This window comes from Pseudomonas peli, assembly GCF_900099645.1.
Taxonomy (GTDB): Bacteria; Pseudomonadota; Gammaproteobacteria; order Pseudomonadales; family Pseudomonadaceae; genus Aquipseudomonas; species Aquipseudomonas peli.
The window spans coordinates 91754-114831 of the sequence record NZ_FMTL01000005.1; the positions used below are offsets into that span (position 1 = coordinate 91754).

The following is a 23078-nucleotide window of genomic DNA, read 5'->3' on the forward strand; positions in this document are numbered from 1 at the left end:
TACAGCCAGATCGATTACTGCTTGATCTGAGCTTCTACTTCAGCTTCTACGCGGCGGTTAACAGCGCGGCCAGCGTCGGTAGCGTTGTCAGCAACCGGACGAGCTTCACCGTAGCCAGCAGCGTTAACGCGAGCAGCGTCTACACCGTACTGGTTAACCAGCACGTCACGAACAGCGCTTGCACGACGCTCGGACAGGTTCTGGTTGTAGGCATCGCTGCCTTTGGAGTCAGTGTGACCTTCAACCACGGTGGTGGTCTGTGGGTACTGCTTCATGAAGTCAGCCAGGTTCTTGATGTCGCCGTAGCTTTCTTCTTTAACGCTGGCTTTGTCGAAGTCGAACTTAACGTCCAGCTCAACGCGAACCAGTTCCATCGGCTCTTCAACAGCAACCGGCTCTGGAGTCGGCTCAACAGCAGCAACGGCAACTGGAGCTGGCTTGCTGCCACCACCGAAGTTCATGCCGATACCGACGCTTGGTGCCCACTCGGTGTCGCCTTGGTCGATGTTGTACTGAGCTTCAACGCCAGCACGGGCGTAGAAGTTGTCAGTGAAGTAGTACTTGGCGCCGCCGCCGATGTTGGCGAAGGTGGAGCCGTTACGACCATTGCGACCGGACTGACCGATGCTCTGATCCGAGAAACCTGCAGAAACGTAAGGACGCAGTGCGTCGCCAGCGTTGTTGAAGTGGTACAGAGCATCCAGAGCGGTGTTCGAGCCCTTGATGTTGCGGCCATCTTCGCCACGAGCGTTGTGCACTTCGTCGTAGGCCAGACGCAGTTCAACGTCGTCAGTCAGGTAGTAGCCGATGCTGCCGCCGAACAGGTTGCCGTTGTTTTTGAAGTCACGGGCGCTGTCGAAGATTTCCTTCTTGGCAAAACCCTCCACTTCGACAGCGCCTTGACCCTGAGCCAGAACGCTGAGGGAGGAAGTGGCCAACAACGAGCCAATGACAACGCCTAAAGTGTTTTTCAATTTCATTACTAATGTTCCCTATCTTGGTGGTCAGTAAGTTGTCTGACGAACACAAGACAACTCAGCCGGCAATTCTACCAGAATTAACCGTTAGCTAGGACGGCTTTATTCAAGATAAGTTTCAGCGCTGTCCGAAAATTTATCGCGCAGCCGGTCAAGTGCACGTTTATAACGCATTTTCGTGGCGCTCAGGCCCATGTGCATAATGTCGGCAATCTCCTGAAACTCCAGTTCTGCGACAAAACGTAGCACCAGGATTTCCCGATCAATGGGATTGACATGCACCAGCCAACGATCAAGGCCGCCTTTATCCTCAGGCTTTGGCGCTTTTTCTTCGGATGCTTCTTCAAGCGGGTCCAAACTTAAGGCGTCAATAAGGCGACGTTTACGTCGCTCCTTGCGATATTGAGTAATACATTCGTTGTAAGTAATGCTGTACAACCAGGTTTTGAACTTCGATTTGCCCTCAAAGTTCTTCAGGCCATATAAGACCTTGAGCATGACCTCCTGACAAACATCGTCAGCATCACGGTCATTGCCTAAATAACGCGCGCAGACATTGAATAACGTGCGCTGGTAACGACGCATCAGTTCTTCGTATGCACGGGTTATGTGAAACAACTCGTCGTGGGCACGCGCCACCAACTCTTCGTCCGAGAGTTCGCGGGGGTCGTAACGCAGAGACGCAGAGTGGGCTTTATTCAAAACGAGTCGGGCCGACAGTCAGGACATAAGCCAGCGCAGCCTGTAAATCAGGCTGCGGATTGGCCGCATACAATAACAGGGATTAGCCTTAGCGGCTGCTTACCTGCTGCTCGAGCAAGGTGCGGTTAGCCACAGAAACCAGTTCACCGGCTTCCGTCAGCAACGTGGTTTTGACCGTACCGATTTCCTCGATCTGCCCTTCGACCTCACCTACCTGCACTTGTTGCCCAACCTCATACAACTCACGCACATAAATACCGGCCAGAATCTGGCTGGCAATGTCGCGACTGCCCAGGCCCAGCGCCAGCGCAACCGCCAGGCCGACCGAGATCAGCACGATGGCGATCACGTTGTTGAGCAGATCGGTTTTCACTTCCAGCTGACCAATCGCCACCGAAATGCTGATGATGATCACCAGCCCCTGAGCCACGCGGCCCAGGCCACTTGCATAGTCCAACCCGACGCCTTCTGCGGCACCGCGCACCAAACCGCTGACCAGTTGCGCCAGCAATACCCCCGCGAGCAACACCAGGGCTGCACCAAAGACTTTTGGCAGGTACAAAGCCAGTACATCAAGGGTCGCAGAAACTCGCTCCAAGCCCAGCGACTCGGCGGCGGTCACCAGGAAGATCAACAACACGAACCAGTAGACGATCTTGCCGATCAGGGTCGACACCGGCACCTGAATACCGGCACGGCTCAACAACTTGGTCAGGCCAGTGCCCGCCATCAGGCGATCCAGGCCGATCTTGCCGAGCAATTTCGACAGCAGCGTGTCGAGGAACTTAGCGACCACAAAACCCAGCAGCACCACCACCATGGCGCCAAAGAGACGCGGGATAAAGGCGGCAATCGGGGACCAAACGCTGGCCATCGCATCAACCAGAACTTGAGTAAATTCCATGCTCAGTCAGCCTTATTAACAGTTGAATCGGTGGTTTTACGACGCGAGACCGGCGCCACATGCGCCGAGCCGTTGTTCAAAGCCAGCATCAATGCGCCAGCCCAATGCCCCATCAGGGCAAACAGATCACCCGCACCGACTTGGCGGTTGGCGGTTTTCAGCACGCGATGCAGACAGGCGTCATCGTCGTGACTCGAGGTGGGCGACTTGAGCAAATCGCGCAGTGATTCTTCAAAGGGATCGTGCATGGCGCACCTCACAGGATGTGTCGGCTAGACGAGACGAGTACAGAGCAAGTCACATCAGATCCAACGCAAGCGACGAAAAAGCAGCCACTGCACCAGCGCCACGGCGGCCATCAGCGAACACGCCAGCAGAAAGCCATGGGGGCTTTCGGAACCCGGAATACCGCCGACATTGATACCGAGAAGGCCGGTAAGAAAACTCATTGGCAGGAAAATCCCGGTGATGATGCCGAAGCGGTACATGGTGTGGTTCATCCGCTCATCCATGCGCCGATTTTCCGCCTCAAGCAGCAGGTTGACCCGCTCACGGCTCAACTCCAGCTCTTCAAGGTAGCGCGTCAGGCGGTTATTCAGCTCGTTCCAGTAGCTGCTATCGGCTCTGACCAGCCAGGCCTGAGCACTGGCTGTGAGTTGCCCGTAGATATCCCGCTGTGGCGACAGAAAACGTCGCAAGCTGGCGGCGCGCCGGCGGATTTGCAGTAGCGCGGCATGATCAGGGGCCTGACTCTCCAGCGCATCGGCACGCTCTTCCTGATCATCGACCTGCTCGGACAACTCGCCGACCAGCAGCTCGATCTTGTCAGTCAGGTAATGCGCCAGGCGCAGAATCAGCTCCGCCGAGGTTTTCGGCCCCCTGCCCGCCAGCAAATCCTCGATCAAGGCTTCGGTTGCGTGTAAAGGCCGCAAGCGCAGGGAGATCGCGCGCTGCGCATCGGCAAAAATACGCACCGAGACCATGTCTTCAGGCTCGGCGCCTGGATTGAGGTTCAGGCCACGCAGGAACAGCAACAGTTGCTGCTCAGGCAACGCCAGCAGACGCGGGCGAGTGTTCTCTTCCAGCAGCAGGTCGCAGGCAAAAGCGCTCAGACCACTTTCTGCACGCAACCAAGTCTGCGTCTGCGGATGACTGCGATCCCAATGCAGCCAGAGGCTTTCCTGCTCGCCTAGGACGAGGCCATGCAGCTCCTGCCGGGCAATGCTGCGGGCACCGCCGTGACCATTAAGGACAAAGGCGTGCACCAGGCCCCATTGCGCGTTGTCACCTTCGTGCATGACGGTTTCCTGCAAGCGCCCTACTCCGGCATCTGCAGTGCAGAGGGCGAGATGATCACGCCATTATTGTCGGCGTAGATAAACTCACCCGGGCGGAAGGTCACGCCGCCAAAGGTCACTGCGACATTGAGGTCACCGATGCCACGCTTGTCGGTTTTCATCGGGTGACTGGCCAGGGCCTGAATGCCCAGATCGGTCTGCGCCAACACATCAACATCACGCACGCAGCCGTACACCACAATCCCTTCCCAACCGTTCTTCGCGGCTTTCTCGGCAAGCATATCGCCCAGCAGCGCGCGGCGCATGGAGGCACCGCCATCCACCACCAACACTTTGCCTTTGCCCGGCAGGTCGACCTGCTCCTTGACCAGCGAGTTGTCCTCGAAGCACTTGACGGTGACGATCTCACCACCGAAGGAATCACGGCCACCGAAGTTGCTGAACATCGGCTCAACCACCTGGACCAGCTCCGGGTAGGCGTCACAAAGATCGGGAGTGATGTAATGCATGGCAAAGCTCCTTAGTTGTTGTAGTAAGCTGACAGAGCAATCACGCCCTGCTGTGCAGCATTGAGCCACAGACGGGTGCACAACGGGCAAACGCCACACGCCCCATCTGTATCGATTCACGCTTTCAGTAAAAGGCCGGACACCGGCCAGCGCCTGCCTATTCAGGCGAAACCTCGTTGTTACGCGCTAACTCGGCTTGCGCCAGCTCAGCAGCGACCTGCGGACTCTTGCGCAGCCACTGTTCGACCAACGGCCAGACCTCAAGTTGCGCTTCTTTGCTAACCAGCATCTCAACATGGCCGAAATCACCGCTGAAACCATGCTTCTTACCTAGACAGAGAAACTCACTCAAGGGCGATCCAAATTGCTTGAGCAGTTTTTCACACGCCCACACCGGGTCTTGATGGTCACCCAACGCGGCCACGGCCATTATCGGAACACGCACCTCGGCCAGCCCCGCCCACCAATCGCGGTCAGCATCACCAAAGCGGCCGAACAGGCCGTGCCAGCGCAAACTTTCGACTGCAAGACCTATCGGCTCATCCTCCGGACCACGCTTGAGCCGCGACCCGGAAATCACCGAGAACCGTTTGAGTAGTAAGCGGCTCCCCCACTCCAGCGGCGGCAGTTTCAACGGCCAGTAAACCCGGCTGATCTGGCTGCCAAACAGGACGCTGGAAGCGATTTTATCTTCACTCAGATACTGCCCACCGAGTGCGCCGGCCAGAATAATCCCTCCAAGGGAATGGCCTAACCAGTGAGCCTTCTGCGGATTCTGCTCATGCACAAAATCAGCAATTGCCGGCAGATCGTAGCGCACGTAGTCACTGACCGTGTTGCGCGAATAGTCACGATTGCGCGGCGACAGGCCATGACCACGCATTTCGGCAATCCATACATCAAAACCGGCGCGCGCCAGGTAAGGCCCCAAGCCAATGCATTTGGGGGAATACCAGAAGCGCCGGTTGGAAAAACTGCCGGGAATCAGAATCACCGGCACGCCACGTACCTGTTCATGACCAGCACGACCAAGACGAGTCAGTGCCAGCTCGACACTGCTGTCCGGACTGTTACCGGGTTTGAGACGATAGACATCCTCGCTCAAATCGCCCCGAAACTCTGCACTGATCAAGGTGACGGGGAAAAGCTCACTGCTGCTTTGCATCTATCTTCGCTCTGGTACAACCAATTGCCGGGAGCAATTCTTTCACGTCGCAAGCGACGGCCCGGAGGGGGTAAGCACAGGATGTGCTGGCACAAAAAAGGGCAGGATCAACCCGCCCTTGAACAAAGATTTAAACGCGCTATCAGGCTGGCGCTTGACCTTCAGCCAGGAAGAACCAGGTATCAAGCACCGAATCCGGGTTCAGCGAGACGCTTTCGATGCCCTGTTCCATCAGCCAGCGCGCCAGATCCGGGTGATCCGAAGGACCCTGACCGCAGATGCCGATGTACTTGCCAGCCTTGTTACAGGCCTGGATGGCATTGCTCAGCAGCTTCTTCACGGCCGGATTACGCTCATCGAACAGGTGCGCGACGATGCCCGAGTCACGGTCCAGGCCCAGGGTCAGCTGAGTCAGGTCGTTGGAGCCGATGGAGAAACCGTCGAAGAACTCGAGGAACTCTTCAGCCAGAATCGCGTTGGATGGCAACTCGCACATCATGATGACCTTCAGGCCATCCTGACCACGGGCCAGACCGTTGGCGGCCAGCAGATCGACCACCTGACTGGCTTCACCCAGGGTACGCACGAACGGCACCATGATCTCGACGTTGGTCAGGCCCATCTCGTTGCGCACTTTCTTCAGCGCACGGCACTCCAGCTCAAAGCAGTCACGGAACGATTCGCTGATGTAACGCGAAGCGCCACGGAAACCGAGCATCGGGTTCTCTTCTTCCGGCTCGTAAAGTTTGCCGCCGATCAGGTTGGCGTATTCGTTGGACTTGAAGTCCGACAGACGCACGATGACCTTCTTCGGCCAGAACGCAGCAGCCAGGGTACTGATGCCCTCAACCAGCTTCTCAACATAGAAATTAACCGGATCATCGTAACCGGCGATGCGTTTCTCGACGCTGTCTTTGATCTCTGGCGGCAAGCCAGCGAAGTTCAGCAGCGCTTTCGGGTGTACGCCAATCATGCGATTAATGATGAATTCCAGACGCGCCAAGCCAACGCCTTCATTCGGCAGCTGAGCGAAGTCAAATGCGCGGTCGGGGTTACCGACGTTCATCATGATTTTGAATGGCAGCTCGGGCATGGCGTCGACAGAATTCTTGCGAATGTCGAAGCCCAGCTCGCCCTCGAAGATAAAGCCGGTGTCGCCTTCGGCGCAGGAAACCGTCACACCCATGCCATCTTTCAGCACCTGGGTGGCGTTGCCGCAACCGACCACGGCTGGAATACCCAGCTCACGGGCGATGATCGCAGCATGGCAGGTACGGCCGCCACGGTTGGTGACGATAGCGCTAGCACGCTTCATCACAGGTTCCCAATCCGGGTCGGTCATGTCGGAGACCAGCACGTCGCCGGGCTGGACTTTGTCCATCTCGGACACATCATGGATAACCCGCACGCGACCCGCACCGATCTTCTGACCGATAGCACGACCTTCCACCAGCACGGTGCCAGTTTCCTTGAGCAGGTAGCGTTCCATAACATTGACGTTGGTGCGGCTTTTCACCGTTTCAGGGCGCGCCTGGACGATATACAGCTTGCCGTCATCACCGTCTTTAGCCCACTCGATGTCCATCGGACGACCGTAGTGCTTCTCGATGATCATCGCCTGCTTGGCCAGCTCGCTGACCTCAGCATCCGTCAGGCAGAAGCGCGCACGTTCGGCACGGTCCACATCGACCACCTTGACCGATTTACCGGCCTTGGCTTCGTCGCCGTAGATCATCTTGATGGCTTTGCTGCCCAGATTGCGGCGCAGGATCGCCGGGCGGCCGGCTTCCAGCGTTTGCTTGTGCACGTAGAATTCGTCAGGGTTGACCGCACCCTGCACCACAGTTTCGCCGAGGCCGTAGGCGCCGGTGATAAACACCACGTCGCGGAAACCGGATTCGGTATCGAGGGTGAACATCACGCCGGCAGTGCCGGTTTCCGAACGCACCATGCGCTGCACGCCAGCAGACAGAGCGACCAGTTTGTGGTCGAAGCCCTGGTGCACGCGGTAGGCAATAGCGCGGTCGTTGAACAGCGAGGCGAATACCTCTTTGGCAGCGCGGATCACGTTGTCCACACCACGAATGTTCAGGAAGGTTTCCTGCTGACCAGCAAACGAGGCATCTGGCAGGTCTTCGGCGGTGGCCGAGGAGCGCACGGCAACGGCCATATTGTCGTTACCACCGGCCATTTCGGCGAAGGCGGTGCGGATCTGGGCGTTCAACTCTTCGGGGAAAGCAGCGTCCATCACCCACTGACGGATCTGCGCACCGGTTTTGGCCAGCGCGTTGACGTCATCAACATCAAGGGCATCGAGGGCAGCATGAATCTGATCGTTCAGACCGCTCAGTTCAAGAAAGTCCCGGTAGGCCTGGGCTGTAGTGGCGAAACCACCAGGCACCGAAACCCCGGCACCGGCAAGGTTGCTGATCATCTCGCCCAGGGAGGCGTTCTTGCCCCCTACGTGCTCAACATCGTGATTGCCGAGCTTGTCGAGGGAAACTACGTACTCTACCAAGGTGATCTCTCCACTAAGGTGTTGGAAAAGCTCAAGGGGCTGGGGAAGCTCGGCGGCATAAATGCCGGCACGATTGTGGCCTGGCCCTGGAAAATAAGTAACAATGCAGGCCGGATCGGCCCTGCAAAGGCGGGCCTATGATAGCCAAGATTCGTCCTCAGCTTAAGGCCCATGGTGCAAATGAAACGAACCGCTTTTTTCATCTCCGATGGCACCGGTATCACCGCCGAAACCCTGGGCCAAAGTCTGCTGGCACAGTTTGAAACCATCGACTTTACCAAGCTCACGCGCCCCTACATCGACAGCGTGGAAAAAGCGCGCGCAATGGTACAACAAATCAATAGCGCCGCCGAGAAAGACGGCTCTCGCCCGATCATCTTCGACACCATCGTCAACCAGGACATTCGTGACATCCTGGCAGAGTCCGAAGGGTTCATGATCGATATTTTCGCAAGCTTCCTTGCGCCGCTCGAACAAGAACTGACTTCCCACTCCTCGTACTCGGTCGGCAAATCGCACTCCATTGGCCATAACTCGAATTACATGGAGCGCATTGAGGCAGTCAACTTCGCCCTCGACAACGACGACGGTGCGCGCACCCACTACTACGACAAGGCCGACCTGATTCTGGTCGGCGTTTCGCGCTGTGGTAAAACGCCTACCTGCCTGTATATGGCCATGCAATATGGCATTCGTGCCGCCAATTACCCACTGACCGAAGACGACATGGAGAGCCTGCAGCTGCCAGCCGTGCTGAAAAAGCACAAGGACAAGCTGTTCGGCCTGACCATCGACCCGGACCGCCTCACCGCCATTCGCCACGAACGCAAGCCCAATAGCCGTTACGCCAGCTTCGCCCAGTGCGAGTTCGAAGTACGCGAGGTGGAAAACCTGTTCCGCCGCGAGAACATCAACTTTATCAACTCCACCTATTTCTCCGTGGAAGAGATCTCCGCGAAGATCTTGGTGGAAAAAGGTGTTGAGCGCCGCCTCAAGTAACTCGCACAACTCATTGAAGCTAAAAGAAAAGGCTCGAACTCTTCGAGCCTTTTCTCATTTATGAATACTACAAAGCATCGCCCGGCACACGCACCCAACCTTCCATCAATATTCGTGCGCTGCGACTCATGATCGCCTTGGTTACCGTCCACTGACTGTCGACCAGCGCCGCCTGCGCACCCACGCGCAAGGTGCCGGATGGATGGCCAAAACGCACGGCTTCGCGCGCACTGCCGCCCGCTGCCAGATTGACCAAGGTGCCGGGAATTGCCGCTGCGGTGCCGATGGCCACCGCGCAGGTGCCCATCATGGCGTGGTGCAGCTTGCCCATGGACAGCGCACGCACCAGCAGATCGATCTCGCCCGCAGGCACCGTTTTGCCACTGGAAGACAGGTAATCCTTGGGTTTGGCGACAAAGGCGATTTTCGGCGTGTGCTGGCGGGTCAGTGCCTCATCCGCCGTTTTGATCAGCCCCATGCGCAACGCCCCCGCAACGCGGATCTTCTCGAAACGCGCCAGCTGTTCAGGGTCACCGTTGATTTGCTCGCGCAACTCAGTGCCCTGATAGCCAATATCTTCGGCGTTTACGAACACAGTCGGAATGCCCGCAGTGATCATGGTTGCCTTGAAGGTGCCAACACCCGGCACGTCCAGGTCGTCCACCAGGTTACCGGTGGGGAACATCGAGCCACCCTCCTCGCCGTCGTCAGACGGATCGAGGAACTCCAGCACGATCTCGGCCGCTGGAAAGGTCACACCATCCAGTTCGAAGTCGCCGGTTTCCTGCACCTGACCATTGCTGACCGGCACATGGGCGATGATGGTTTTCTGGATATTCGCCTGCCAGATCCGCACCACGCACACGCCGTTTTCCGGGATGCGTGCAGGGTCAAGCAGACCGGCATGAATGGCAAATGCCCCGGCACCGGTAGACAGGTTGCCGCAGTTGCCGCTCCAGTCTACGAAGGCCTTATCGATCGAAACCTGGCCATAGAGGTAGTCAACGTCGTGATCCGGCTGACTGCTTTTCGACAGGATCACGCACTTGGAGGTCGAGGACGTTGCGCCGCCCATGCCGTCGATCTGCGCCGCATAAGGATCGGGGCTGCCGATCACACGCATAAACAGCTTGTCGCGCGCGGCGCCCGGCACCTGGCAGTTTTGCGGCAGGTCCTGCAGGCGGAAGAACACGCCCTTACTGGTGCCGCCACGCATATAGGTGGCGGGAATTCTAATCTGGGAGAGATGAGCCATGGTTTGGTCCTGGCTGAAAAGTGAAATTGCCGTAGGGTGGATCACGCTTCACCGTCGGTGCGTGAAATGGTGGATGGAAAAGTGCCATCCACCCTACGGAATCAGGCGACGGCGCCTTCGAGGAAGTCCTGGGCGAAACGCTGCAGAACACCACCGGCCTTGTACACATGCACTTCGGCTGCAGTGTCCAACCGACAGGTCACTGGCACCTTGACCACTTCACCATTGCGGCGATTGACCACCAGGGTCAGGTCGCAGCGTGGCGACACATCACCCTGGATGCCGTAAGTCTCGGTGCCGTCCAAGCCGAGGGTCAGGCGGGTGGTGCCCGGCTTGAACTCGACCGGCAGCACGCCCATGCCCACCAGGTTGGTGCGGTGAATACGCTCGAACCCTTCGGCCGCGATCACTTCCACGCCCGCCAAGCGCACGCCCTTGGCCGCCCAGTCACGCGAGCTACCCTGGCCGTAGTCGGCGCCGGCAACGATGATCAGGTTCTGCTTGCGGTTCATGTAGGTTTCGATCGCTTCCCACATGCGCATCACCTTGCCTTCCGGTTCAACGCGGGCCAGCGAACCCTTCTTCACGACACCGTCAACCACGGCCATTTCGTTGACCAACTGCGGGTTGGCAAAGGTGGCGCGCTGCGCGGTCAGGTGGTCACCGCGATGGGTGGCATAGGAGTTGAAGTCCTCCTCTGGCAAGCCCATTTTGTGCAGGTACTCACCGGCGGCCGAATCCAGCAGGATGGCGTTGGATGGCGACAGGTGATCAGTGGTGATGTTGTCCGGCAGGATCGCCAGCGGCAGCATGCCTTTGAGGGTGCGCTCACCGGCCAGTGCGCCTTCCCAGTAAGGCGGGCGACGGATATAGGTGCTCATCGGGCGCCAGTCGTACAGCGGGCTTTCGGCTTCGGTGACAGTGCCCAGGTCGAACATCGGGATATAGATCTGCCGGAACTGCTCAGGCTTCACCGAGGAGGCGACGATGGCGTCGATCTCTTCGTCGCTCGGCCACAGGTCTTTGAGGGTGATCGGGTTGCCGTTCTGGTCATGACCGAGCACATCTTGCTCAATGTCAAAACGCACGGTGCCGGCAATGGCGTAGGCCACTACCAGCGGTGGCGAGGCCAGGAACGCCTGCTTGGCATACGGGTGAATGCGCCCATCAAAGTTGCGATTACCGGAGAGCACTGCGGTGGCGTAGAGGTCGCGGTCGATGATTTCCTGCTGAATCACCGGGTCCAGCGCACCGGACATGCCATTACAAGTGGTGCAGGCGTAGGCCACAATGCCAAAACCCAGCTGTTCCAGCTCGCTCAGCAGCCCAGCCTCTTCCAGGTACAACTTGGCGACTTTCGAACCTGGCGCGAAGGACGTCTTGACCCACGGCTTGCGCAGCAATCCCAGCTGGTTGGCTTTTTTCGCCAGCAGGCCAGCCGCCACCACATTGCGCGGGTTGGAGGTGTTAGTACAGCTGGTGATGGCGGCGATGATCACGGCGCCATCCGGCATCAGGCCCTCACCCTCCTCCAGCTTGCCAGCGGCCAACTTGGCCTCGTCGGCAATCCCGCGCTCATGCAGCGCCGAGGTCGGCAGGCGCTTGTGCGGGTTGCTCGGGCCGGCCATGTTGCGCACCACGGTCGACAGGTCGAAGCTCAGCACGCGCTCATATTCAGCACTGACCAGCGCATCGGCCCACAGGCCGGTGGTTTTGGCGTAGTGCTCGACCAGCGTCACCTGCTCCGGCTCACGCCCGGTGAGCTTGAGGTAGTCGATGGTCTGCTGATCGATGTAGAACATCGCCGCCGTTGCGCCGTACTCCGGGCACATGTTGGAGATGGTTGCACGGTCACCGATGGACAGGCTGTCTGCGCCCTCGCCGAAGAACTCGACCCAGGCCCCAACCACGCGCTCCTTGCGCAGAAACTCGGTCAGCGCCAGGACGATATCGGTGGCGGTAATCCCAGGCTGACGCTTGCCAGTCAGTTTGACGCCGACGATATCGGGCAAGCGCATCATCGACGGCAGGCCGAGCATCACGGTCTCGGCTTCCAGGCCGCCGACACCGATGGCGATCACGCCCAACGCATCGACGTGCGGAGTGTGCGAGTCGGTGCCCACGCAGGTATCCGGAAACGCAATACCGCCACGCGCCTGAATCACCGGGCTCATTTTCTCCAGGTTGATCTGGTGCATGATGCCGTTGCCGGCCGGGATCACGTCGACGTTCTTGAACGCCGTTTTGGTCCACTCGATAAAGTGGAAGCGGTCCTCGTTGCGGCGCTCCTCGACGGCACGGTTCTTCTCGAACGCATCCGGGTCAAAGCCGGCGAATTCCACAGCCAGGGAGTGGTCGACGATCAGTTGGGTCGGCACCACCGGATTAACCTTGGCCGGATCACCCCCTTGTTCGGCGATGGCATCACGCAGGCCAGCCAGGTCGACCAAAGCGGTCTGGCCGAGAATGTCGTGGCACACCACCCGCGCCGGGTACCAGGGAAAATCCAGGTCCTGCTTGCGCTCGATTAGCTGCTTGAGCGCATCAGTCAGCGCTGCGGGTTCGCAGCGGCGTACCAGTTGCTCGGCCAGCACGCGGCTGGTGTAGGGCAGTTTGGCGTAGGCACCCGGGGTGATGGCATCGACCGCCTCACGGGTGTCGAAGTAATCCAGCACCGTGCCGGCCAGCGGTTTGCGGTATTGAGTGTTCACTGGGCTGCTCATTATTTGCGGTCCTTGAGCGGTACAAACTTCAGGTCTTCAGGGCCTGTGTAGTTGGCGCTCGGACGAATGATCTTGCCGTCGATGCGCTGCTCGATCACATGGCTGGACCAGCCGGAGGTGCGCGCGATCACGAACAACGGGGTGAACATGGCGGTGGGCACGCCCATCATGTGGTAACTGACGGCGCTGAACCAATCGAGGTTGGGGAACATCTTCTTGATGTCCCACATGATGGTTTCCAGACGCTCGGCGATGTCATACATCTTCATATTGCCCTGCTCAGCCGACAGCTCGCGGGCCACTTCCTTGATCACCTTGTTGCGCGGGTCCGCCACGGTGTAAACCGGGTGGCCAAAGCCGATCACCACTTCCTTCTTTTCGACCCGCGCACGGATATCGGCCTCGGCCTCGTCCGGGGTGTCGTAGCGTTTCTGCACCTCGAAGGCCACTTCGTTGGCACCGCCATGTTTCGGGCCACGCAGCGCGCCGATACCGCCGGCGATGCAGCTGTACATATCCGAGCCAGTACCGGCGATCACCCGCGAGGTGAAAGTCGACGCATTGAACTCGTGCTCGGCATACAGGTTGAGCGAGGTGTGCATGGCGCGCACCCAGGATTCACGCGGCTTCTCGCCATGCAGCAGGTGAAGGAAATGCCCGCCGATGGAGTCGTCGTCAGTTTCCACCTCGATGCGCTTGCCGTTGTGGCTGAAGTGGTACCAGTACAGCAGCGCGGAACCCAGCGAAGCCATCAGCTTGTCGGCAATGTCACGAGCGCCAGGGTGATTGTGGTCGTCCTTTTCTGGCGACACGCAACCCATCACCGAAACAGCCGTGCGCATCACATCCATCGGATGAGCGGACGGCGGCAATTGTTCAAGCGCAACCTTCAATGCCGCCGGCAACCCGCGCAGGGCCTTGAGCTTGGCCTTGTAGCCGGCCAGTTCGGCAGCATTGGGCAGCTTGCCGTGCACCAGCAGGTGGGCGATTTCCTCGAACTCGCAGCGGTTGGCAAAGTCCAGCACGTCATAGCCACGGTAGTGCAGGTCATTACCGGTGCGACCCACTGTGCACAGGGCAGTGTTGCCGGCAGCAGTGCCAGAGAGGGCCACGGATTTCTTCGGCTTGAAGCCTGGGGTGGTTTCCGGGGTTGCGCTCATGCTTATCTCCTCAAATCCGGTTGATGCGTTGTTATTTTTTTGCGGCAAACAGGGCGTCGAGTTTCTGCTCGAAGGCGTGGTAGCCGATGCGGTCATAGAGTTCGGCACGGGTCTGCATCAGCTCGATCACGTCTTTCTGATGGCCGTGCTGGCGAATCGAGGTGTAGACACTTTCTGCTGCCTTGTTGGCGGCGCGGAAGGCCGACAGTGGGTAAAGCTGAATAGCCACGCCCACCGAGGCCAGTTCGTCGCGGGTGAACAACGGCGTGGCGCCGAACTCGGTGATGTTGGCCAGTACCGGGACATTCAGCGCATCGACGAAGCGCTTGTAGGTCGGCAGGTCATAGGCCGCTTCGGCGAAGATGCCGTCGGCACCGGCTTCCACGTAGCGCTGGCAGCGCTCGATCGCGGCATCCACACCTTCGGCTTGAATCGCGTCAGTGCGGGCAATCAGGAAGAAATCAGGATCGGTCTTGGCATCGGCGGCAGCGCGGACGCGGTCGACCATTTCCTCGCAGGAGACGATCTCCTTGCCCGGACGGTGACCACAACGCTTGGCACCCACCTGATCTTCGATATGCGCGGCGGCTGCGCCGGCCTTGATCAGGTTCTTTATGGTGCGCTCGATATTAAAAGCCGAAGGGCCAAAGCCGGTATCGATGTCGACCAAGAGCGGCAGGTCGCAGACGTCGGTGATACGGCGTACATCGGTGAGCACGTCATCCAGGGTGTTGATGCCCAGATCAGGCAAACCGAGGGAGCCGGCTGCCACACCGCCACCGGACAGGTAAATAGCCTTGAAACCCGCGCGCTTGGCCAACAAGGCGTGGTTGGCATTGATCGCACCGATCACCTGCAGGGGCGACTCAATCGCAAGCGCCTGACGGAAACGCTGGCCGGGGGAAAGCTGACTCATGACTCACCTCGTGGTTTGGCTGTCTTTGTATGTGCGCTCACTCCTGTGCTGCTGGAGAAATGGCGCTCGATATTGCGTTTGGACGCCCCGATATGACGGCGCATCAACAACTCGGCCAATTCGCCGTCTCGGTCGGCGATGGCATCGAGAATACGGTGGTGTTCGGCAAAGGCCTGACGCGGACGATTGGGCGTCGCGGAGAACTGCAGGCGGTACATACGCACCAGTTGATACAGCTCGCCGCAGAGCATCTGGGTCAGGGTCTTGTTACCGCTGCCCTGGATAATGCGGTAATGGAAGTCAAAATCGCCTTCCTGCTGGTAGTAGCCGACGCCGGCCTTGAAGGCGGCGTCTTGCTCATGCAGATCGAGCACCGCGCGCAGCTCATCAATTTCTGCCTGACTCATGCGCTCGGCAGCCAGGCGACAAGCCATACCTTCCAGGGACTCACGAATTTCATAAAGTTCGATCAGCTCGGCGTGACTGAGCGATACCACCCGCGCGCCAATGTGCGGTACGCGCACCAGTAGACGCTGGCCTTCCAGGCGATGAATCGCTTCACGCAGCGGGCCACGGCTAATGCCATAGGTGCGCGCCAATTCAGGCTCGGAAATTTTGCTACCGGGGGCAATCTCGCCCTTGACGATAGCCGCCTGAATACGCCGGAAAACCTGCTCAGAAAGCGTTTCAGCATCTTCCTGACTGGACTCGAGCGGCTCAATTACATCAAGCATATTGTCGACACTGCGCAAATTAAGTGCCTGAAAACTACGCCCAGAAGACATAAGTGTCAAACAAACCGAGATTATTGTTGACAGTATGCAGCACTACTTTAGTCGCCTGCAGCCGCGACCTTACTTGCATAAACGCCTATAAGCGCCTGTCACGACTGAAAAACCCCATGTTAGAATGCCACCCGTTTAACATGAGCAGAGGAATTTCTGACTGCCTGCTAGACTCCAAGCCCAGGCGCATCAAGAGCCGCTTGCGCAACCTGCATATGCTTGCCCCTTCATCAACACCATACTTCAGGACTTATGACACTAAAGCCCACCATTCTTCTGCTATGCCTGTTACTTACTCCCGGCCTGAGTTTCGCTGCGGAGAAGACAGTCTATGGGCTTAATGAATACGTCCGCTTATTCGACCTCGACCTGAAGCTTGCCGCCAAGCTCGACACTGGCGCCAAGACCGCATCACTGAGTGCTCGCGACATCAAACGCTTCAAGCGTGATGGCGAAACCTGGGTACGCTTTTACCTGGCCATCGACGAAGCACATAGCAGCCCGATCGAACGCCCCCTGGCGCGCATCAGCAAGATCAAACGCCGCGCAGGCGACTATGATCCACAGGAAGAAAAAACCTACACGGCACGCCCCGTGATCGAAATGGATGTGTGCATGGGCAGCAGCCTACGCACAATTGAAGTGAACTTGACCGACCGCAGTGCTTTCCAATACCCGTTGTTGATAGGCTCCGAAGCACTCAAACGCTTTTCGGCGCTGGTCGATCCGAGTCTTAAATACGCAGCAGGTAAACCTGCTTGTGCCCCTGACGCAAACCTTGGCGAGTAATTCCCATGCGCTCTCTTACCCTCCATCTGAAAGTCCTGGTCATACTCCTCGTGAGCCTGGGCGTTCTGATCACGGCTTATCAGATTTTCATCCTCGGCATCCCCATGACCGAAGACGAAACTGATGACCTGTGGAACATCGACGCCAAAGTCGAGTTCCAGGCCAATCCACGCGAGCCAGTAAAGCTGCAGATGTTCGTGCCGCCGTTGGCCCAGGATTACGTCAGCCTGAATGAGAGCTTTATCTCGAATAACTACGGCGTGAGCATCAACCGCGCCGACGGCAACCGCAAAGTCACCTGGTCCGCACGTCGCGCCAGTGGCAAGCAAACTCTCTACTACCGCCTGGTGCTGACCAAGCGCTACAGCGGCGAGCAAGCCAAAGCCAAGGGGCCGATCTTCCGCGACAGCATCCCGGTTGAAGGAGCCGAGAAGATTGCTGCCGAAGCGTTGCTCGCACCTATTCGCCAGCACTCGGCGGACGTTGAAACTTTTATCAGCGAGACCATCAAGCGGGTTAACAACAGCAATGATGACAACGTCAAACTGCTGCTGGGCGGCGATGCCTCCACCCCGAACAAAGCCAAAGTAATCGAACTGCTGCTGTCCATCGCCCATGTGCCAATGGAGCGCGTACACACAATTCGCCTGGCTGCGGATATCCAGCAAAACCCAGAACTGTGGCTACGCAGCTTCAACGGCGAGAATTGGCTGTATTTTAACCCAGAAAGCGGCGAGCAAGGCTTGCCTGTTGATCGCCTGGTCTGGTGGATTGGCGATGACAACCTGGTCAACCTGGAAGGCGGCAAGCAGGCGCAAGTCAGCTTCAGCCTGAACAACAGCGAAATGAACGCCATTCGCCTGGCCAAGCTGACCGACGAAAATACCGACGCTGACTTCCTCGAATACAGCTTGTACGGTCTGCCGCTGCAAACTCAGCAAACCTTCATGATCATGGTGATGATCCCGATTGGCGTGCTGGTGATTCTGATCCTGCGTAACCTCGGTGGCCTGCAAACTCTGGGTACCTTCACCCCAGTTCTGATTGCCCTGGCTTTCCGTGAAACCCAGTTAGGCTTCGGCATTATCTTGTTTACCGTGATAACCGCTCTGGGTCTGTCGCTACGCTCCTACCTCGAGCACTTGAAGCTGCAGATGCTGCCAAGGCTATCGGTGGTGCTGACCTTTGTAGTGGTGCTGATTGCGGTGATCAGCTTGTTCAGCCATAAGCTGGGCCTGGAACGCGGCCTGTCCGTAGCCCTGTTCCCAATGGTAATTCTGACCATGACCATCGAGCGCCTGTCGATCACCTGGGAAGAGCGCGGCGGCGGCCATGCCTTCAAGGTCGCCATCGGCACCCTGTTCGCTGCCACCCTGGCGCACCTGCTGATGAGCGTGCCGGAGCTGAACTACTTTGTGTTCACCTTCCCGGCCGTACTGATGATTCTGGTCGGCTTCATGCTGGCGATGGGTCGCTACCGTGGCTACCGCCTGACCGAACTGTTCCGCTTCAAAGCCTTCCTCAAGGACTAATGCCATGTTCGGTCTGATCAAGACGTGGAAAGCCCTGGAAGCCAAAGGCATCATGGGCATCAATCGGCGTAACGCGGACTACGTGCTGAAGTACAACAAACGGCACCTGTACCCGATCGTCGATGACAAGATCATCACCAAAATGCGTGCTATCGAAGCGGGTATCGATGTGCCGGAAATGTACGGCATCATCGATACCGAAAAAGGTATCGATAACCTGCGTGCAATCATCGGTGATCGCCCGGACTTCGTGGTCAAGCCAGCGCAAGGCGCTGGCGGTGACGGCATCCTAGTGATCGCCGATCGCTTTGAAGAGAAGTACAAAACTGTCTCAGGCAAGATCATCAGCCACGAGGAGATCGAGCATCAGATCTCCAGCATCCTGACCGGGCTCTACTCCTTGGGCGGTCACCGTGATCGCGCGCTGATCGAATACCGGGTCACACCCGACCAGATCTTCAAGAGCATCAGCTACGAAGGCGTACCAGACATTCGCATCATCGTGCTGATGGGCTATCCAGTGATGGCCATGCTGCGCTTGCCGACGCGCCAATCCGGCGGCAAGGCCAACCTGCACCAGGGCGCTATTGGTGTCGGTGTAGACCTGGCCACCGGCGTGACCCTGCGCGGCACCTGGCTGAACAACAAGATCAGTAAGCACCCGGACACCACCAATGCGGTAGACGGTGTGCAACTGCCTAACTGGGACGGCTTTATGAAGCTCGCCGCCGGCTGCTACGAGCTCTGCGGTTTGGGCTATATCGGCGTGGACATGGTGCTGGATCAGGACAAGGGCCCGTTGATTCTCGAACTCAACGCCCGCCCAGGCCTGAACATCCAGATCGCCAACGACTGCGGCCTCACCCACCGCGCCCACGCAGTCGAGGCGCGTATCGCCGAACTGCAGAAAAAAGGCATCGTCGAAACCGCCGAAGAGCGCGTGCGCTTCTCGCAAGAGCTGTTTGGCCATGTCTCGATTGCGCAAATCTGATTGATCGCACAAACAAAAAAGCCCGGACAAGTCCGGGCTTTTTTATGGCTGTTTGATTGGGTCGCTAACGCACAATCGCCAACTCGAATGCGCCTTCATCGCTGTGTGCATGGGTCTGCATACCAGCCTCATCGACTGCCAGCGCCTGCAGGGGCCGCTTGAAGGGTTTGTTATCCAGGGTTTGCAGGCTGCGATCTTCATCCGTAGTCAATAGCAGCACATAGTGCTCACCGGCGGCGGCTCTTACCGGCACAGTGCCTTCGATAAAGGCATAGCGATACCAAGTTTCCGCATGCAGCTGATACACCGCATCACTCACCAGGCGCGTCGGCTGCTTGGCCTGATCAAGGAACAGCAAGGAGGGATAAGCGACCTGCTTGTTGGCGAAGCTGCGAATACGCAAACCGAAGTCGTACTGCGAGCGTGGCAGTTTCAGGGCCGCGTAGTAGCTCTTGCCCATGGGAAAATCCAGGCTGGGGGAAAAGCGATTGAGCTCTTCATAACGTGGTTCATCGGCGCTGATAGGGGTGAAATCTTCCTCACTCAATTGCCCACAGCAACGCTCGACTAGCTCCTGATAGCGCCCCTCAACCTTCTCTTCAGTACCCGCCAGCAAGGCCTGCATCGCGGCAGTGGGCTGCCCATCCAGCCCCGGCAAAGTGTGTGGTTTAGCGTCAAAGGTCACTTCCCTACCCTGGGTCAGCGGCACATTGTGCAAGGTGGGTGTCGGCGCTTTGGCTCCCTTGGGCGGGACCTTGGAGTTACGCATGCGCCCCTGCTCATCCACCCAGGTGAAGTAGCGTCCATCCTGCTCGTCACGGGCAAAATCGCGCCCCTCCAATACATCAGAGCTGATGTAGGCACTGGAGCGCTCACCCGTACCCAGAAGAACCTCATTACCACCGGCTTGCACCTGCTGCCCGGCATAGAAGCTGTTCTGCAGATTGCCGCTTGTGTCCACCCAGGTGAAATAGCGTCGCTTGCTTTCACCAGTGCTCTTGCTACCAGGCCAGACTGCTGCCTCACCGTCATTCAAGCGCGCCTGATCGCTGCGCAGGATATTGCCGGTAGCCGTCTGTTGATGCGCCACGTAGCGATTGTCGACAAAACTGTTGTGCACCCGCCCCTGATCATCCACCCAGGTTAAATAGCGGCCGCTGGCGCTGGCCTGCGTAGCTGCCATAAAACCCACCAGCATCAGCACGATACGCATGACTGAACCCTAGAAAGTGGTGCGATAGGTCAATGCCAATACATAGGCTTTGACACTGGTTTTAACATCCAGATCGGCATAGGGGTTGTACACCATACTGTCGATGGATGAGCAGTTGATATTGCAACTGGAACGCGCCGGGATGTCCTGTTTACTGACCAGGTAGTTGAAGCCCAGATCGATCACAGTGTCCTTATCCCACTGATAACCCACCCCGAGACCATAGAGTTTGGCATCCCCAAGAGGTGCCAGTACGTCAGCCTTGTTGCCGGGAATGGCTGAAGGTCTTGGCTCATACCCCATACGCAAACTCAGACGATCATTGACCTGATATTCAACACCAACGGCCCAACTCCAGACGGACTCATAACCACGATCAAGAATGATGCTGGTGGACGTGGCGTTCTCAGGTGAGAACAGACTGGCGATGGTCAAAATATCCAGCTGACGGTCGAACTCCAGTTCGAACTTGTCCCAGGCGGCATAGTCGGTCCACTTCACATCCAGGTTGATCTGCCAACGCTCATGCGGCTTGAACTTGATACCGCTGGCAAAGTGAGCCGGATAGGTCATATTCAAGGAAACGTTGCCCTGCTCCTTATCGAACAAGCCATCCGGTGTCAGGGTATTGAACACCGCACCGATAAATGAGCCGTCCAAGCCCTGCCAGAACCCCTGCCAATTCTCCGAGTAATCCACCACATAGCGCCCTTTCAAGCGCATCCTGGCCTCACTTTGATACACCGCACCCAACGCAAACCAGTCGCTTGGCTCCCACAGAAATCCGACGTTCCAAGTAGGTGAAAGGGTTTGCTGCATATCGATATCGATATTGGCGATGTCAGTGAACGGACCCAACTCACCGCCACAAATATTCAGGAAAATCTCGAACGGATTACTGTCAACCAAGCACAACGCATCCTGAGCAACACCGACAAACCCGGTGAGGATGCCAGGCGCACGAAAATCCTGATTTAGCGCCATCGCCTGATGGGAAAAACCGATAGACAACCCCAGTGATAACTCGTCATTAACCTGATATGCCAGCGAGGGTGAAAAGTAGGTCAGGCGCTGGATAACCAATTCCTTGCCTTGATAACGCCCTGGGTCGTCATCGTCACGGGCAAAACCCAGTGCTTGTGGCGTGTACATATTGGTAGCAAAGGTCAATTTGGAGCCTGGAGGCGTGATCGACAACCCTGCCAACGGAGCAAACAGCATGGGCAACTCCGTTGCCCCTCCCACCCCAGGCAGATACATCATGGCCGCACCGGCTCGGCTGGATGAGTTGGCAACCGGGTCGTTGTCGAGACCAAGAAAGTTACTTCCGTAACCTTCAGGCGCATCAAAATCGGCACGAATATCCATCATCCCAGTGATGAATTTGACCGTCGTTTGTCGACCTTTCAACTTGCTTAAGGCGGCCGGGTTGTAATGCACAGAGTCGATTCCGACAAAGTCAGCCGTAACTGCGTTGCCAAGTGCCATAGCCTTAGGGCTACCAATCGTTAGATTCTGTGCCAACTGTGCCTGGGCGAGCCCACAACAGAGCGAGGCTACCCAAAAAATCGCCTGCGTCAGCAGCGAAATTCGCGTGTTCATAAGAAGGTTCGCTCGCGTCTATTGGGCCTTCAGGCCTTTGATATCCAAAGGCATGGAGATGCCCAACAGCACATCTGGCGAATCTTCAGTCATCCCAAAACCGGCGCTGACGTTGACGATGCGTTCAGGTGAGGTTCGTAAACCCAGCGAGAAGTTCATTACCGCGCTGGTCTGTCCACTGCCCTCAGCTTCACCATCCGCGAAAGTGAAGGTCGGCTTCAAGGAGTGCGACATCTGGTAAGAGGTCGCCAGCGACACGTCATAGGAGAGTGCATAGGCAAAACCCATGCTCAGCGAGAATGAGGATCCGGGATCAACCTCTTCAAGTAGTCGCCCCCCACGCACTTGACCGATACCGGTGATGGGCATGTTGTAGGTGTATCCGAGAGATCCGAATAACACGACCGGATCGATCACATAGGACATATTCGCCCCGACGCCCAGGCTGTAAGTACCGCTGCCCGTCGCCAGATCACTTTGGCTATTTATGTCATAGGGGCTGTTACCTGTTGGCAAGCCCAGGGTTGCATACAACGTGGTCACCGGTTTGCCGCGCAAGGATGTCCACGGTTGCCAACGCAGGCTGGCGGAGATATCGCCCAGACTGTAGGCATTCAAATCACGCTCAGTGTCATATTTGGCAATCATGGGCAAACGAACGCTAAAGGTCAGGTTGTCCCATACGCCGTAGTCGAAGGTGAACGAGTTGGTGAAGGTATGCTGCGCTTCGCCCTGAGAGACCACGCTGAACACGTTGTTGCCGGTGCGCACAGTCTCCACTACCGTGTCGCGCAGCAGCGAATAATCGAAACCATAGGTCAACGTCCGCTCACCCTTCTTCAGCAGGGTGTAGCTTTTCTCCGCAGCCTGGAACACCTCTTCCAGCGCCTTGGCGCTGTCAGCGTCGTCATCCTGCTTGCTCAGCGCCTCACGTGCCTGATCGACCGAAGCCGGATCGGCAAGCACCCCTGAACTGGCAGTCCCAGCCAGCATGGCCAGCCATACATAATGCAAAACTCTCATGGCGCAGCCCCCAAATA

20 protein-coding genes are annotated in these 23078 nt (G+C 57.7%); 4 read left to right on the top strand and 16 right to left on the bottom strand.

The window, feature by feature from the left end:
• Window positions 1-14 precede the first annotated feature (14 nt).
• From BLO50_RS19200 to ppsA, 8 genes are all read right to left on the bottom strand, one after another.
• The gene (locus BLO50_RS19200) at window positions 15-980 is read right to left on the bottom strand and encodes an OmpA family protein (protein WP_090255896.1); all 966 of its coding nucleotides are present in this window, start codon (window positions 978-980) and stop codon (window positions 15-17) included.
• A 99-nt stretch (window positions 981-1079) separates the two neighbouring features.
• A complete protein-coding gene (gene sigX, locus BLO50_RS19205) occupies window positions 1080-1679 on the bottom strand; it encodes an RNA polymerase sigma factor SigX (protein ID WP_090255897.1) in 600 nt (199 codons plus the stop codon).
• An 88-nt stretch (window positions 1680-1767) separates the two neighbouring features.
• Complete coding sequence (locus tag BLO50_RS19210; RefSeq protein WP_090255898.1) at window positions 1768-2583, bottom strand: mechanosensitive ion channel family protein; 816 nt, start codon at window positions 2581-2583, stop codon at window positions 1768-1770.
• 2 nt (window positions 2584-2585) lie between these two features.
• Window positions 2586-2831: a CrfX protein gene (locus BLO50_RS19215; RefSeq protein WP_090255899.1), complete on the bottom strand. Its 246-nt coding sequence runs from the start codon at window positions 2829-2831 to the stop codon at window positions 2586-2588.
• A gap of 54 nt (window positions 2832-2885) precedes the next feature.
• On the bottom strand, window positions 2886-3881 hold the full coding sequence (locus tag BLO50_RS19220) for a zinc transporter ZntB (RefSeq protein ID WP_090255900.1): 996 nt from the start codon (window positions 3879-3881) through the stop codon (window positions 2886-2888).
• A gap of 20 nt (window positions 3882-3901) precedes the next feature.
• A complete protein-coding gene (rraA, locus tag BLO50_RS19225) occupies window positions 3902-4390 on the bottom strand; it encodes a ribonuclease E activity regulator RraA (RefSeq protein ID WP_090255901.1) in 489 nt (162 codons plus the stop codon).
• Window positions 4391-4547: 157 nt separating this feature from the next.
• Entirely contained in the window at window positions 4548-5555 is a 1008-nt protein-coding gene (locus tag BLO50_RS19230; protein ID WP_090255902.1) for an alpha/beta fold hydrolase, read from the bottom strand.
• Window positions 5556-5697: 142 nt separating this feature from the next.
• Entirely contained in the window at window positions 5698-8073 is a 2376-nt protein-coding gene (ppsA, locus tag BLO50_RS19235) for a phosphoenolpyruvate synthase (RefSeq protein WP_090255903.1), read from the bottom strand.
• Window positions 8074-8253: 180 nt separating this feature from the next.
• Between ppsA and ppsR the strand changes: the two genes are divergently transcribed.
• Window positions 8254-9072 (top strand): posphoenolpyruvate synthetase regulatory kinase/phosphorylase PpsR, encoded by an 819-nt coding sequence (gene ppsR / locus BLO50_RS19245; RefSeq protein ID WP_090255935.1) that lies wholly within the window; start codon window positions 8254-8256, stop codon window positions 9070-9072.
• A gap of 67 nt (window positions 9073-9139) precedes the next feature.
• Here the strand turns inward: ppsR and prpF are convergent, their stop codons facing one another.
• The 5 genes from prpF to BLO50_RS19270 all read right to left on the bottom strand — a co-directional run bounded on the left by prpF (window position 9140) and on the right by BLO50_RS19270 (window position 15860).
• Window positions 9140-10327, bottom strand: a complete 1188-nt coding sequence (gene prpF / locus BLO50_RS19250) for a 2-methylaconitate cis-trans isomerase PrpF (protein ID WP_090255904.1) — start codon at window positions 10325-10327, stop codon at window positions 9140-9142.
• Window positions 10328-10428: 101 nt separating this feature from the next.
• Window positions 10429-13038: a Fe/S-dependent 2-methylisocitrate dehydratase AcnD gene (acnD, locus tag BLO50_RS19255; protein ID WP_090255937.1), complete on the bottom strand. Its 2610-nt coding sequence runs from the start codon at window positions 13036-13038 to the stop codon at window positions 10429-10431.
• 11 nt (window positions 13039-13049) lie between these two features.
• Window positions 13050-14210, bottom strand: a complete 1161-nt coding sequence (gene prpC / locus BLO50_RS19260) for a bifunctional 2-methylcitrate synthase/citrate synthase (protein WP_090255905.1) — start codon at window positions 14208-14210, stop codon at window positions 13050-13052.
• 31 nt (window positions 14211-14241) lie between these two features.
• Window positions 14242-15126 (bottom strand): methylisocitrate lyase, encoded by an 885-nt coding sequence (gene prpB, locus BLO50_RS19265; protein WP_090255906.1) that lies wholly within the window; start codon window positions 15124-15126, stop codon window positions 14242-14244.
• On the bottom strand, window positions 15123-15860 hold the full coding sequence (locus tag BLO50_RS19270) for a GntR family transcriptional regulator (protein WP_090255938.1): 738 nt from the start codon (window positions 15858-15860) through the stop codon (window positions 15123-15125). The genes prpB and BLO50_RS19270 overlap by 4 nt, the downstream gene beginning before the upstream one ends.
• Before the next feature lie 303 nt (window positions 15861-16163).
• Between BLO50_RS19270 and rloA the strand changes: the two genes are divergently transcribed.
• The 3 genes from rloA to BLO50_RS19285 are packed head-to-tail and all read left to right on the top strand — an operon-like array spanning window position 16164 to window position 19223.
• Complete coding sequence (gene rloA, locus BLO50_RS19275) at window positions 16164-16700, top strand: retropepsin-like aspartic peptidase RloA (RefSeq protein ID WP_090255907.1); 537 nt, start codon at window positions 16164-16166, stop codon at window positions 16698-16700.
• A gap of 5 nt (window positions 16701-16705) precedes the next feature.
• On the top strand, window positions 16706-18232 hold the full coding sequence (gene rloB, locus BLO50_RS19280; protein WP_090255908.1) for an osmotic stress tolerance membrane protein RloB: 1527 nt from the start codon (window positions 16706-16708) through the stop codon (window positions 18230-18232).
• A gap of 4 nt (window positions 18233-18236) precedes the next feature.
• The gene (locus BLO50_RS19285) at window positions 18237-19223 is read left to right on the top strand and encodes an alpha-L-glutamate ligase-like protein (protein WP_090255909.1); all 987 of its coding nucleotides are present in this window, start codon (window positions 18237-18239) and stop codon (window positions 19221-19223) included.
• 64 nt (window positions 19224-19287) lie between these two features.
• Here the strand turns inward: BLO50_RS19285 and BLO50_RS19290 are convergent, their stop codons facing one another.
• From BLO50_RS19290 to BLO50_RS19300, 3 genes are read right to left on the bottom strand one after another with little or no spacing between them, the layout of a single operon-like run.
• Entirely contained in the window at window positions 19288-20436 is a 1149-nt protein-coding gene (locus tag BLO50_RS19290; RefSeq protein WP_090255910.1) for a MalM family protein, read from the bottom strand.
• Window positions 20437-20445: 9 nt separating this feature from the next.
• On the bottom strand, window positions 20446-22038 hold the full coding sequence (locus BLO50_RS19295; protein ID WP_090255911.1) for an outer membrane protein transport protein: 1593 nt from the start codon (window positions 22036-22038) through the stop codon (window positions 20446-20448).
• A gap of 18 nt (window positions 22039-22056) precedes the next feature.
• A complete protein-coding gene (locus BLO50_RS19300; RefSeq protein ID WP_090255912.1) occupies window positions 22057-23061 on the bottom strand; it encodes a transporter in 1005 nt (334 codons plus the stop codon).
• Between the last annotated feature and the right edge of the window lie 17 nt (window positions 23062-23078).

Bases quoted from the DNA above. Each gene is read 5' to 3' on its own strand.
- BLO50_RS19200 (WP_090255896.1), bottom strand. From the start codon at position 980: ATGAAATTGAAAAACACTTTAGGCGTTGTCATTGGCTCGTTGTTGGCC.
- BLO50_RS19210 (WP_090255898.1), bottom strand. From the start codon at position 2,583: ATGGAATTTACTCAAGTTCTGGTTGATGCGATGGCCAGCGTTTGGTCC.
- BLO50_RS19215 (WP_090255899.1), bottom strand. From the start codon at position 2,831: ATGCACGATCCCTTTGAAGAATCACTGCGCGATTTGCTCAAGTCGCCC.
- BLO50_RS19220 (WP_090255900.1), bottom strand. From the start codon at position 3,881: ATGCACGAAGGTGACAACGCGCAATGGGGCCTGGTGCACGCCTTTGTC.
- rraA (WP_090255901.1), bottom strand. From the start codon at position 4,390: ATGCATTACATCACTCCCGATCTTTGTGACGCCTACCCGGAGCTGGTC.
- BLO50_RS19230 (WP_090255902.1), bottom strand. From the start codon at position 5,555: ATGCAAAGCAGCAGTGAGCTTTTCCCCGTCACCTTGATCAGTGCAGAG.
- ppsR (WP_090255935.1), top strand. From the start codon at position 8,254: ATGAAACGAACCGCTTTTTTCATCTCCGATGGCACCGGTATCACCGCC.
- prpF (WP_090255904.1), bottom strand. From the start codon at position 10,327: ATGGCTCATCTCTCCCAGATTAGAATTCCCGCCACCTATATGCGTGGC.
- prpC (WP_090255905.1), bottom strand. From the start codon at position 14,210: ATGAGCGCAACCCCGGAAACCACCCCAGGCTTCAAGCCGAAGAAATCC.
- prpB (WP_090255906.1), bottom strand. From the start codon at position 15,126: ATGAGTCAGCTTTCCCCCGGCCAGCGTTTCCGTCAGGCGCTTGCGATT.
- BLO50_RS19270 (WP_090255938.1), bottom strand. From the start codon at position 15,860: ATGCTTGATGTAATTGAGCCGCTCGAGTCCAGTCAGGAAGATGCTGAA.
- rloA (WP_090255907.1), top strand. From the start codon at position 16,164: ATGACACTAAAGCCCACCATTCTTCTGCTATGCCTGTTACTTACTCCC.
- rloB (WP_090255908.1), top strand. From the start codon at position 16,706: ATGCGCTCTCTTACCCTCCATCTGAAAGTCCTGGTCATACTCCTCGTG.
- BLO50_RS19285 (WP_090255909.1), top strand. From the start codon at position 18,237: ATGTTCGGTCTGATCAAGACGTGGAAAGCCCTGGAAGCCAAAGGCATC.
- BLO50_RS19290 (WP_090255910.1), bottom strand. From the start codon at position 20,436: ATGCGTATCGTGCTGATGCTGGTGGGTTTTATGGCAGCTACGCAGGCC.
- BLO50_RS19295 (WP_090255911.1), bottom strand. From the start codon at position 22,038: ATGAACACGCGAATTTCGCTGCTGACGCAGGCGATTTTTTGGGTAGCC.
- BLO50_RS19300 (WP_090255912.1), bottom strand. From the start codon at position 23,061: ATGAGAGTTTTGCATTATGTATGGCTGGCCATGCTGGCTGGGACTGCC.